Genomic DNA, 11,691 nt, shown 5'->3' with positions numbered 1-11,691 from the left:
ACGTTGAAACTGCAACGCTATTTGATCGAGGCGATAAACTGCAAGCTCCACTCGGCGATCAGCGGCGCGTCGTGATCGAGCGTTGCCACGTGATAGGAGTCCTCAAGCCAGCGCAGCTCTACCCGCCCCGCCCCCAGCGCACCCGCGATCAGCCTGGCGTTCGATGGATCGACGACATGGTCGTCGCGCGATTGCAGCACCAGGGTCGGGCAGGTGATCCGGCCGAGTAGGTCGTGCGTCACACCGGTCAGCATGTAGAGCTCGGCCAGGCAGCGCCCCGGAGTTTCGGGATAGGCGAGTTCGCGCACGTTCGGGGCCTTGATGTCCGAGCCGATGCCGGGGAGCATCAGGGCCGGATCGCTGCCGAAGGCGAGCATGGCGCGTTCGGGCGAGCCCTGCCGCACTACGGCGTTGATCGGGATGATGCCGCGGATCACGTCGGCATGGCGCGCCGCGGTGAGCAGGGTCAGGGTGCCGCCCATTGACAGACCGGCCATGAAGATCGTGTCACAGCGGGTGCGCAGGTCGGCCAGCGCCGTGTCGATCGAGGCGACCCAGTCTCGTGCGCCCGTTGTGGCCATGTCGGCGGGGGACGTGCCGTGGCCGGCCAAGCGCGGGGCTGAGACGGTGTAGCCGGCCTGCGCCAAGTGCTCGCCCAAGGGGCGCATGCTCTGGGTGGTGCCGGTGAAGCCGTGCGACAGCAGCACGCCGGTCCGGCTGCCGTCGAACAGGAACGGCTCGGCACCCGGCAGGATCGTCTCGCTCATCGGCGTCACTCCCCGATTGTTGCTTGGGTTTCCGGCGCGAACAGCGCCACCAGGTCCGATAGATGCCCGATTTCGACGAGGCGCAAGCCGTCCGGTGCGACCAGTCTCGCGCCGCCGCGGGCGATGCGGCGCGGCAGCACGGCTTGCGCGAAGCCGAGCTTGGCCGCCTCCTTGAGCCGCGCCTCGGATTGGGCCACTTGGCGCACCTCGCCGGATAGTCCGACTTCGCCGAAATATACCGCGCCGGCGCTGGTCGGCTGGCCGGTGGCCGCCGAGACCAGGGCTGCCGCCACTGCGAGGTCGGCGGCGGGCTCGCTGATACGCAGGCCGCCGGCGACATTGAGATAGACGTCCTGGCCGGCGAGCTTGAGCCCGCAGCGCGTCTCCAGCACCGCCAGCAGCATCGCCAGACGGGCACTGTCCCAGCCGACGACGGCGCGTCGCGGTGCGGCTCCGCCGGCCGCGGACAGCAACACCTGCACCTCCAGCAGCACCGGGCGGGTGCCCTCCAGGCCCGCGAACACCGCAGAGCCCGCGATGTTGCCGCGCCGCTCGGCGAGGAACAGCGCCGACGGGTTGGCGACCTCGGCGAGCCCGCGGTCGGTCATCGCGAAAACGCCGATCTCGTCGGTGGCGCCGAAGCGGTTCTTGGCGGCGCGCAGGATGCGGAACTGGTGGCCGCGATCGCCTTCGAAATACAGCACCGCGTCGACCATGTGCTCCAGCACACGCGGGCCGGCCAGCGCGCCGTCCTTGGTGACGTGGCCGACCAGCACCAGTCCGAAGCCGCGCGACTTCGCCAGCCGGATCAGCTCGAAGGCGCAGGCGCGCACCTGGCTGACGGTGCCCGGCGCGCTGTCGATGGTGTCGAGCCACATCGTCTGGATCGAGTCGATCACCACCAGCAGCGCGTCGCGCGCGCCCTCCAGGTGGGCGGCGATCTCGGTGACGTTGATCGCACTGGCGAGTTCGAGCGACGGTGCGCGCAAATCGAGGCGGCGCGCACGCAGGCGCAACTGGTCGACCGCCTCCTCGCCGGAGATGTAGAGGACGCGCGAGCCATTCGCGGCCATCGCGCAGGCCGCCTGCAGCAGCAAAGTGGACTTGCCGATGCCGGGATCGCCGCCGACCAGCACCGCCGAGGCCGGCACCAGGCCGCCGCCCAGCACGCGGTCGAGTTCGTCGATGCCGGTGCGCGCGCGGGGTGGCGGCTCGGCCGTGCCCTCGAGGCCTACAAATTCGATCCGCCCGGGACGGACCCGGCCGGTGCGGGTGGCGGTGGCGCGGGCCTCGGCCGGCTCCTCGATGATGGTGTTCCATTCGCCGCAGGCGTCGCAGCGGCCGCTCCATTTCGGGCTCACCGCGCCGCAGGATTGGCAGACATAGCGCGCGCCGGTTGAGCGCTTCATCTAGCGGCGCAGCTCCATGCTGATCGGCCCCTCCCGGCTGCCGTGGGTGAACTGCTCGACCATCGGGTTGCCGCTGTGCAGCAGCGAGGCGGCCGGTCCCTGCCAGACCAGCTTGCCACGATAGAGCATCGCCGCGGCGTCGCCGATGCGTGAGGCGGAGGCCATGTCGTGGGTGATCGCGATCGCGGTGCTGCCGAGCCGCTTGACGCAATCGACGATCAGCCCGTCGATCACCGCCCCCATGATCGGATCGAGCCCGGTGGTCGGCTCGTCGAAGAACAGGATCTCCGGGCTGGCGGCAATCGCACGCGCCAGGCCCACGCGCTTTTGCATGCCGCCGGAGAGCTCCGCCGGCGACATCGCGCCCACGCTGGCGTCGAGCCCGACCTGGGCCAGCACGTCGGCCGCCTTCTCGCGCGCCGCCCGCCGGCCGATGCGATTGCGGGCCAGCAACCCGAAGGCGACGTTCTCCCAGACCGGCAGGCTGTCGAACAGGGCGCCGTTCTGGAATAGCATGCCGATCCGCGCATTCACCGCCTCGCGGGCGCTGTGGCCGAGGCCCACGACATCGACGCCGTCGATCTCGATGCTGCCGGCATCAGGGGTGATCAGGCCGAGGATGCAGCGCAGCAGCACCGACTTGCCGCTGCCGGAGCCGCCGATCACCACGAAGGAGGTGCCGGCGGGTACGTCGAGGTCGATGCCGTCGAGCACCTGCTTGTCGCCGAACGCCTTATGCAGGCCGCGCACACGTATCTTGGGTGTGTCACTCATCGCGAGAAGAACATCTCGGTGAGCATGTAGTCGAACGCCAGCACCAGGATCGAGGCGGCGACCACGGCCGCGGTGGTGGCCGAGCCCACACCCTGGGCGCCGCCGCGGCTGTTATAGCCATTGTAACAGCCCATCAGAGCGATCAGGAAGCCGAACACCGCCGCCTTGGCCAGGCCCACGATGACGTCGTTCGGTGTCAGGATTGAGAACGTATTGAGGATATAGGCGGACGGGCTGAAGCCGAGCTTGATCACCGAGACGATGAAGCCGCCCATGACGCCGAGGATGTCGGCGACCACCACCAGCAGCGGCAATGCGAGGGTGCCGGCGAGCAGGCGCGGGGCGACCAGGTATTTCATTGGGTTGGTGGAGAGCGTGCCGAGCGCGTCGATCTGATCGGTGACCCGCATGGTGCCGATCTCGGCGGCCATCGCCGAGCCCACCCTCCCTGCCACCATCAGCCCGGCCAGCACCGGGCCGAGTTCGCGCACCACCGACAGCACGACGATGCCGGCAATCGCACTCTGCGCGTTGTAGCGGGCGAAGCCGGTATAGGATTGCAGGGCGATCACCATGCCGGAGAAGATCGCGGTGAGTGCCACCACCGGCAGCGAGAAATAGGCGAACTCGAAGAAGGCGCCGAGAAAGGCGCGCCAGTAGAAGGGCGGCCGCACCAGATGCGACAGTCCGTTGAGCCCGAACAACGCGAGCTGACCCGCGCCGCGGACCAAGCCAAGGGCGTTGGCCCCCAGGCCGGCAATCAGAGAGAGAATCCAGCTCACGTGCGGGCGCAGGGCGGGATGCGTCGGGCCGGATCAGTCATCGCGACGCCCTATAGCGGCAACGCGCCCGCGCTGAAAGGCCAGGGGCGCTGCCCCTGGACCCCGCCAAAGGCTAGCCTTTGGAATCCTTTACTTTTCCGAATTGGGGTCTGGGGCCTGAGGCCCCAGCGGAGTCCAGAGGCAGAGCCTCTGGCCTTACTCTTAGCGGTTGCCAAACCCATACGGCCGCGCCTCGCGCCAGGCGAGCGCGGTCGCGACGATGTCGTCGAGAGCGGCGAAGCGTGGGCTCCAGCCGGTCTCCTGCCGGAGCTTGTCGCTGCTGGCGACGAGGCGGGGCGGATCGCCGGGGCGTCGCTCGGCGATACGATGCGGCACCTTGCGGCCGCTGACCCGTTCGACGCTGGCAATCACGTCGCGCACCGAGTGGCCGCTGCCGTTGCCCAGATTGTAGGTGACGCTGCCGTGGTCGAGCTGCTCCAGTGCCAGTAGGTGCGCCGAGGCGAGATCACTGACATGGACGTAGTCGCGGATGCAGGTGCCGTCCGGGGTGTCGTAGTCGTCGCCGTTGACCGTCAGCTCCGGCCGGCGACCGAGGGCTGCGTCGATCACCAGCGGGATCAGGTGGGTTTCCGGGTTGTGGTCCTCGCCGGCGCGGCCTTCGGGGTCGGCGCCGGCGGCATTGAAGTAGCGCAGGCAGGCGAAGCGCATGGCGTGGATGTGGTCGGCCCAGAACAGCGCGCGCTCGAGCATCGCCTTGCTCTCGCCGTAGGGCGAGCCGGGCACTACGGTTGCGTCCTCGGGGATCGGCTCCGAGCCGGCCTCGCCGAACAGGGCGGCGGTGGAGGACAGCACGAAACGCGGGATGCCGTGCCGGACGCAGGCGTCGATCAGGCGCATGCCCAGGCCGGCATTCTCGATCAGATAGCGCAGCGGCTGTTGCATGCTCTCGCCGACCAGGGAGAGCGAGGCGAAATGCAGCACCCCGTCATAGGGTTCGGCCAGCACGCGCTCGACGAGGGCGGCGTCGGCGAGGCTACCCTGGATCAGCCGCACGCCGTCCGGGACTGCGTCGGCGTGCCCGAGGGAGAGATCGTCGAGCACGGTCACGTCGTCGCCACGGTCGCACAGCGCCAACACCGCATGGCTACCGACATAGCCGGCGCCGCCGGTGACCAGGAAACGCCTGTGCTGCATCGTGGGCACCCTTCGCTTGCGGCCGGCGCATTATTGCACATTGCGTCCGGCTGCTGGCGAAAAAGGCATCGCATGCGCGATCAGGACGTTATGACACGAATGCCGGTCCGGTCGAAGGGCGCGTCCGCGGCCTCGATGACGGGGTTGAAGCGCATGCCGGCGAGCGTGCCTTGCAGCACGATCTTGGCCCTGCTGAAATCGCCTCGAAGACAGAGCTGGAGCGCCAGTTTTATCTGCTTTCTGACCTGTCTGGCGATCGCGCGCGGCGTATCGAAGCGACGCTTGAGATAGACGTCGTTGCGAAGGTGGTAGAAATGATACCGGATCCGGTCGGGATTGCTCTCGGTGCGAATATCCAGCCTGCTTGCGAGCACACGGATATGGACGACCCGGCTGTCGCCGACCAGCCAGCCAGGCTCCTTGCTGGTGATGCGAAAGGTATAGTCGGAATCTTCGCCCCAGATGAACATCGAGGCCAGCGGCAGGCCATATTGTTGCAGGGTCGTGCGCGGCAGCAGGATTGACAGAAAGGTCGACCGGGTGACCGGCACCATCTTGTGTTCGAGCAGTTCTGACCAGCGTTCGTAGGAAATTGAGTTGGGCCGCTTGTCGATTTCGGGCGTCTCGGCAATCGCGCCGTCCACCGAACGTGCGGTTGAGATCACGAAAGGCGCTTTCAGGTCGCGGGCCTGGAGGATATCGGTCGCTGAGAGCAGACGTTCGAGCGCATCCGGGTCGGCAATGACGTCATCGTCCATCGCCCAGATGAAGTCAGCGCCCATTTCGTAGGCGAACCGCATCCCTGCATTGTAGCCGCCGGCGGCGCCGATATTGTTTGGCAGACAATAGGCCGTCACCTGATCATCGGCTAACGAGGAGAGCATTTCGGCAGTGCCGTCGGTGCTGGCATTGTCGATGACCAGGATGCGGTCGCAGCGCCGGCTCTGAGCACGCAGCGATGCCAGGCAGTCCCGCAACAGCTGCTTCCTGTTGTATGTCAGCACCATTGCAAAGACCTTGGACACGGCGCCGACCTCCAAACATCACCTGCAACGAAACCAGAGGATTATGCCTAGCCTCGAACCGCGTGTCCGGCAAGTTCAGGTGGGGCGGGGTGTGGCGCGGCCTCCAGGCAGCCTTCACGCCAGCGGGTGCTTGCACCCCTGCCCGACCGGGCGATCCCGCATCCTCTGCCCGGCGCTCGGTCGGACCGGCGCGGCGCATGATCGAGGCAGCGCGCCATAATCTTTGCGGCAACCAGACGCCGCTGCGCAGCGCCATCAGGGCGTAGCGGATTGCCTCGTCGCGTGACGGATCGGGTTTGCTGAGAAACTCCTGCTTCACCAGCTCCATCGTGCGCCCATCCATCGCCATCTCGCGCGCATAATGATTGATCAGGCTGCGCGCGCGAAACCGGTTTTCGAAGAGCTGCTCGCGCTCGCGCGAATGCCACCAGCCATTGGCGCCATGCACACGATACTGCACGGACGCGGTTGGCAGGAAAAATTTCCGTGCGCCGAGAATGCTGCTTCCGAATACCAGGGCATTATCCCCCGAGAGCCGCCAAGCCTGCTGGAACGTCGAGGGCAGGTCCAGGGATCGGACGGCCCAAGGCCTGCGCATGCTGAGTGCGGACGTGGCCTCCCCGTACCACCAGCCGGTCATCCAGGTCGCAAGCGCCGTTTGGCCCAAATCGATCGGCCGGTCGGCATAGCCATGCACCCCGTGCTCGTCGCCGAACAGGTTGATGTTGGTGAATACGAAGTCGACGTCAGGGCGCCCGTCATACAGGGCGCCGATCTGAGCCAGGTAATCGTCGGACCAGCGATCGTCGGCATCCAGAAAGGCCAGGATATCCGCGTCGGCGTGTGCCACGCCGCGGGCAAAGGCGCCGAGTTGTCCCGTATTGGGACCACAGAGCAGCGTCACGCGTGGGTTGTCCGCGTAGCGCGCTTGCAGAAGCTCGGCGGACCCGTCGGTGGAACCGTCATCGACCACGATCACCTGGCGGGGGGCGCGCGTTTGCGATCTGACGCTCTCTATGGCATCGATCACGTAGCGTCGATAATTATAGCTCGTGATGACCACGGCGAAGGAGCCAGGAAGCCGGTTTTTTGTGCCCATGATGTCCTGTGGTTCGGAAACGATGGTAGCCGTATGCGACGCGCGCGAGGCTTGCGTCGTTCCTCTTGGTTCATCATCGAAGTCGCTATCACGGGTTAGCGATAACTCCGCCAGCTGTCCAATCACGAACGCAAGAATGTATATAAATGGTTCGTTAATTTAGAGCACAACCAAAAGTTGTATGACCGATTTTCGGGTAATACTTGCGCGGCATTATAAACTTCTTCTACGTGCCGCGACCGCTCTATGGCTTATCCTGGCAGTTTGCGGTATGGGAATGGAATGATAGCACAGCCGGTCAGAAAACGTGTCCTCGTAACGGGAGGCGCGGGCTTCCTGGGATCGCATCTGTGCGACCGATTGGTTGCGGACGGCCACGACGTGTTGTGCGTCGACAATTACTTCACCGGCCGTCGTGACAACATCGCGCACCTGCTGGCCGCCCCCAATTTCGAGGTGATGCGCCACGACGTCACCCTGCCGCTGCACGTCGAGGTCGACGAGATCTTCAATCTGGCCTGCCCCGCCTCCCCCGTGCACTACCAGTTCGATCCGGTGCAGACCACCAAGACCAGCGTGATGGGCGCAATCAACGTGCTGGGCATCGCCCGGCGTACCGGAGCGCGGGTGTTCCAGGCCTCGACCAGCGAGGTCTACGGCGACCCGACGGTGCATCCGCAGACAGAGGACTACCGCGGCAACGTCAATCCGCTCGGTCCGCGCGCCTGCTACGACGAGGGCAAACGGTGCGCCGAGACGCTGTTCTTCGACTACCGGCGCCAGCACGGCCTGCGCATCAAGGTAGCCCGCATCTTCAATACCTACGGCCCGCGCATGCACCCCAATGACGGCCGCGTGGTGTCGAACTTCATCATCCAGGCGTTGCGTGGCGAGGACATCACCCTCTATGGCAATGGTAACCAGACCCGCGCCTTCTGTTATGCGAGCGACCTGATCGAGGGCTTTCTGCGGCTTATGGCCAGCGACGACGGCGTGACTGGTCCAATCAACCTGGGCAATCCGCACGAAATTCCGGTGCGCGGACTGGCTGAGCGCGTGTTGGCGCTGACCGCCTCGTCGAGCCGGATCGTCTTTCGTCCCTTGCCGCAGGACGATCCGATGCAGCGCTGTCCAGACATCACCAGGGCCCGCGAACTCCTCGGCTGGACCCCCACGGTCGGGCTCGACGAGGGGCTGCGTCGGACCATCGAGTATTTCGACGCTCTGCTGAAGGCGGGGCTGAAGTCCAGTCGCTCTTGAAATTAGACCTGCAAACCGGGCACAGAGAAGCCACCGCCTGACGAGCACGATGAGCGGGGCGGCGGCCGAGATGGAGTGACCTGTGCGCATTGCAATGATCGGCGGCGGCTATGTCGGCCTGGTTTCCGGCGCCTGCTTCGCCGAATTCGGCGTCGAGGTGGCGGTGGTGGAGAGCCATCCGGGGCGCCTCGCGTCCCTTCGTGAGGGCAAGATCCCGATCTACGAGCCGGGCCTGGACCGGCTGGTGGCCGACAACATCGCGGCCGGGCGACTCTCGTTCGGCGACGACATCGCCCAGGCGGTAGAGGGTGCGGAGGCAATCTTCATCGCCGTCGGCACGCCGCCGCGCAACGGCGACGGCCATGCCGACCTGACCTACGTGTTCGCCGCCGCCGAGCAGGTGGCCCACGCGATGTCTGCGTACGGCGTCATCGTCACCAAGTCGACGGTGCCGGTCGGCACCAGCCGCAAGATCAGCGAGATCGTCCGCCTCGCCCGCCCTGACCTCGCCTTTGATGTCGCCTCCAATCCCGAGTTCCTGCGCGAAGGCAGCGCGATCGGCGACTTCATGCGGCCGGACCGCGTCGTCATCGGCACCGACGACAGCGAACGCGCGCACGAGGTGATGCGCCGGCTGTATCGGCCGCTCTATCTCATTGAGGCGCCGATCCTGTTCACCAGTCTCGAGACCTCGGAGCTGATCAAATACGCGGCCAACTCGTTCCTGGCGATGAAGATCTCCTTTATCAACGAGATGGCGGATCTGTGCGAGCGCGTCGGCGGCAACGTGCATGACGTGGCGCGGGGGATCGGCCTCGACGGCCGCATCGGGCGCAAGTTCCTGCATGCCGGCGCCGGCTATGGCGGCTCGTGCTTTCCCAAGGACACGTTGGCGCTGATGCGCATCGCCCAGGAGGCCGGCGCCTCGTCGCGCCTGGTCGAAGCCACGGTACAGGTCAACGACGCCCGCAAGGCGAGCATGGGGGCGCGGATCATGTCCGCCTGCGGCGGCACCGTGCGCGGCAAGACGATCGCCATCCTCGGCCTCACCTTCAAGCCGGAAACCGACGATATGCGCGATGCGCCGTCGGTGCCGATCATCCACCGGCTGCTGGAGAACGGCGCCAACCTGCGCGCCTTCGATCCTGTCGGCATGGAGGCGGCACGCAGCTGCCTGCCGCAAGGCCTGGCCGAGGGCCGCATCACCTGGTGCACCGACGCGCCTGACGCCGCCCGCGGCTCTGATGCGGTGATCCTGGTGACGGAGTGGAACGAGTTTCGCGCGATCCCGCCGTCACGCTTCAAGGAACTGATGCGCGGCCGCATTATCATCGACCTGCGCAACGTCTATGACCCGGCGGCAATGGCGGACGCGGACATGGACTACAGCTCGATCGGCCGGCCGAGACGCCTGCCCGCATCGAGGGCGGGGCAGGTACAGGCGGGATAGACACAACGGGAGGACGAAGGTTGCCGAAGATCGGGCTCATCGGCGGCCTCGCCTTTCGGGCGGGCATTTTCTACTACGAGCAGCTTATGCAACGGTATCGGGCGCGTGGGGAGCCGCTTGAGCTCATCCTGGCGCACGCGGACATCAGCCGCGTGCTGTCCTTCGTCAATGCGCGGGACGCGGCTGGCCTTGGTGACTATCTCGGCAGCCTGGCAAACGCGCTATCCGACGCCGGCTGCGGCATCGTTGCCGTCACCGCGGTCGCCCCGCATTTTGCGATCGCCGAGCTGTCCAGGATTGCCCGCGTCCCGATCGCCAATGTGCTCGAAGCGATTGCGGCCAAGCTGTGCGCATCCGGGCTGCATGGTCGCGTGGCGGTGTTCGGAAACCGGGCGGTGGTGCAGACGAACGTGTTCGGCGCGGTGCCGGAGGCAATGGCGATGCCGATGGACGCGTCCACCCTCGAATTCGTGCACGAGACCTATAATCGAATCGCCCTTGAAGGAAAACGAGGAACCCAGCCGGAAACCGACGCGCTGAGCCGGGTGGCGCATGGGCTGCTTGACGACCACGGGGCGCAAACCATCCTGCTTGCCGGGACCGACCTGTCTTCGTTCTATGCCAAAACACCTCCTGATTTCCCGTTCCTGGATGTCGCGCGACTGCACATTGACCAGATCGTCAGGCTGGCCGCTGGGTAGTCCGGCACCGGCCGGATCAGACCGGAGCGCGCGGCAGCGTCACGCCGATCATGTCGCCCTCGTCGACCAACGTGGCCAGCACGTCTTCCGACAGAGCCTCGGTGCCCTCCGGCCGCATCGGCAGGACCATCCAGCGGTAATCCGCGGTGCTGTCGACGACCCGCACGCGGGTGTCGTCCGGCAGTGTCGTGTTCCATTCCGCCAGCACCCCGCGCGGGTCGCGCACGGCGCGCGCGCGATAGGCGGCGGACTTGAACCAGAACGGCGGAGTGCCGAGCACCGCGCGTGGGTAGCAGCTGCAAAGCGTGCACACGACCAGATGATGCAGACCGGGTTGGTTCTCCAGAACGCCGAGCGGCGGCAGGCCGAGCATGGCAATGCCGAGCGCCTCGGCCGCCGCGGTGCCGTCGCGCAACAGCAGCGCGCGGTAGTCCGCATCCACCCAGGCTTTCGCGACCATGCGCGCCCCCTGTTGCGGCGACGCGCGGTCGGTGAGTGCGACGCGCTCCTCGATTTCGACCGCGGTGACGATCAAGGCTTCCGCCAGCAGGTACGTCACGGCCTCGTACAGGCCCTCGTCCAGCAGCGTCATCATGCGTGTTCCAGCCAGGGGCCGTAGATCTCGACGAGGAGAGAGTCCGGGCTCGGAGCGCCCCACAGCTCTTCGAGGCTGAAACCGACATGGTAGAGCGGCAGCAGCGGCGCCGGTCGGTTGAAGGCGATGTCCTCGGGATCGGGAAACCTGCCGAGGCAAGCGAGGACGGTGCCGGTGCGGCCGCGCACATAGTGCGGCGTTCGGATATGCACAGGACCGTCCAGCTCCGGCCAGGCGTCTCGAACGCGCACCCTGGTGCCGGCGGACATCATCTCGGCGTGCCCTGCCGCGCGAGGCGCTCGTGCAGTGCTGCCTCGTCGATGACGCCCCGACGCAACAGGGTCGCGGTGATGGAGCGCATCCAGCGCTGGTAGTAGGAGAGCGCGTGATATTGGGCCTCCGGGATCGCCTCGATGCCGCGACGCAGCTCGTCCACCGTCATCAGCCCCTTGGCGGACAGCAATTGGCGCAAGGCGTCGACCCGGAGGTCGAAGCCGGTGAGCGCGTGCGGCTCGGTATCGATCGGCATGCAGCAAAAGCGGCTGACGCCACCGATATCGTGATGGGCGCGGCCGGGATGGGCCTCGTTGCTTTTCTCGTGCTCGTCGGACACTGCCATAATCCAGTCGAAACGG

Annotated in this window: 13 protein-coding genes; 3 read left to right on the top strand and 10 right to left on the bottom strand. The window is 66.4% G+C overall.

Going from position 1 to position 11,691, the window contains the following annotated elements; genetic code table 11:
* Positions 1–17 precede the first annotated feature (17 nt).
* From ACQY4K_RS12745 to ACQY4K_RS12715, 7 genes are all read right to left on the bottom strand, one after another.
* Positions 18–767: an alpha/beta hydrolase gene (locus ACQY4K_RS12745; protein ID WP_428390574.1), complete on the bottom strand. Its 750-nt coding sequence runs from the start codon at positions 765–767 to the stop codon at positions 18–20.
* A gap of 5 nt (positions 768–772) precedes the next feature.
* The gene (gene radA, locus ACQY4K_RS12740) at positions 773–2,176 is read right to left on the bottom strand and encodes a DNA repair protein RadA (protein WP_428390573.1); all 1,404 of its coding nucleotides are present in this window, start codon (positions 2,174–2,176) and stop codon (positions 773–775) included.
* Entirely contained in the window at positions 2,177–2,950 is a 774-nt protein-coding gene (locus tag ACQY4K_RS12735; protein WP_428390572.1) for an ABC transporter ATP-binding protein, read from the bottom strand.
* Entirely contained in the window at positions 2,947–3,732 is a 786-nt protein-coding gene (locus ACQY4K_RS12730) for an MlaE family ABC transporter permease (RefSeq protein WP_428390571.1), read from the bottom strand. The genes ACQY4K_RS12735 and ACQY4K_RS12730 overlap by 4 nt, the downstream gene beginning before the upstream one ends.
* A gap of 201 nt (positions 3,733–3,933) precedes the next feature.
* The gene (gene galE, locus ACQY4K_RS12725; protein ID WP_428390570.1) at positions 3,934–4,926 is read right to left on the bottom strand and encodes a UDP-glucose 4-epimerase GalE; all 993 of its coding nucleotides are present in this window, start codon (positions 4,924–4,926) and stop codon (positions 3,934–3,936) included.
* An 80-nt stretch (positions 4,927–5,006) separates the two neighbouring features.
* Positions 5,007–5,903, bottom strand: a complete 897-nt coding sequence (locus tag ACQY4K_RS12720) for a glycosyltransferase (RefSeq protein ID WP_428396109.1) — start codon at positions 5,901–5,903, stop codon at positions 5,007–5,009.
* A complete protein-coding gene (locus ACQY4K_RS12715) occupies positions 5,788–7,050 on the bottom strand; it encodes a glycosyltransferase family A protein (protein WP_428390569.1) in 1,263 nt (420 codons plus the stop codon). Before ACQY4K_RS12715 ends, ACQY4K_RS12720 begins: the two co-directional genes overlap by 116 nt.
* Positions 7,051–7,296: 246 nt before the next feature.
* On the opposite strand from ACQY4K_RS12715, the gene ACQY4K_RS12710 reads away from it, so the two are divergent.
* The 3 genes from ACQY4K_RS12710 to ACQY4K_RS12700 all read left to right on the top strand — a co-directional run bounded on the left by ACQY4K_RS12710 (position 7,297) and on the right by ACQY4K_RS12700 (position 10,461).
* Positions 7,297–8,310: a UDP-glucuronic acid decarboxylase family protein gene (locus tag ACQY4K_RS12710; RefSeq protein ID WP_428390568.1), complete on the top strand. Its 1,014-nt coding sequence runs from the start codon at positions 7,297–7,299 to the stop codon at positions 8,308–8,310.
* Between the two features lie 94 nt (positions 8,311–8,404).
* A complete protein-coding gene (locus ACQY4K_RS12705) occupies positions 8,405–9,760 on the top strand; it encodes a UDP-glucose dehydrogenase family protein (protein WP_428396107.1) in 1,356 nt (451 codons plus the stop codon).
* A 20-nt stretch (positions 9,761–9,780) separates the two neighbouring features.
* Positions 9,781–10,461, top strand: a complete 681-nt coding sequence (locus tag ACQY4K_RS12700; protein WP_428390567.1) for an aspartate/glutamate racemase family protein — start codon at positions 9,781–9,783, stop codon at positions 10,459–10,461.
* 16 nt (positions 10,462–10,477) lie between these two features.
* Here ACQY4K_RS12700 and ACQY4K_RS12695 read toward each other — a convergent pair whose 3' ends face one another.
* The 3 genes from ACQY4K_RS12695 to ACQY4K_RS12685 are packed head-to-tail and all read right to left on the bottom strand — an operon-like array spanning position 10,478 to position 11,675.
* Positions 10,478–11,056, bottom strand: coding sequence for a nitrile hydratase subunit alpha (locus ACQY4K_RS12695; RefSeq protein WP_428390566.1), 579 nt, complete (start codon positions 11,054–11,056; stop codon positions 10,478–10,480).
* Complete coding sequence (locus ACQY4K_RS12690; protein ID WP_428390565.1) at positions 11,053–11,328, bottom strand: SH3-like domain-containing protein; 276 nt, start codon at positions 11,326–11,328, stop codon at positions 11,053–11,055. Before ACQY4K_RS12690 ends, ACQY4K_RS12695 begins: the two co-directional genes overlap by 4 nt.
* Positions 11,325–11,675, bottom strand: coding sequence for a nitrile hydratase (locus ACQY4K_RS12685; protein ID WP_428390564.1), 351 nt, complete (start codon positions 11,673–11,675; stop codon positions 11,325–11,327). Before ACQY4K_RS12685 ends, ACQY4K_RS12690 begins: the two co-directional genes overlap by 4 nt.
* Between the last annotated feature and the right edge of the window lie 16 nt (positions 11,676–11,691).

The sequence above is a fragment of the Lichenicoccus sp. genome, assembly GCF_965276875.1.
In the GTDB taxonomy this organism is placed as follows: domain Bacteria; phylum Pseudomonadota; class Alphaproteobacteria; order Acetobacterales; family Acetobacteraceae; genus Lichenicoccus.
The sequence above is the reverse complement of the archived record's forward strand: the minus strand, read 5'-3'. Positions and strand labels throughout refer to the sequence as shown.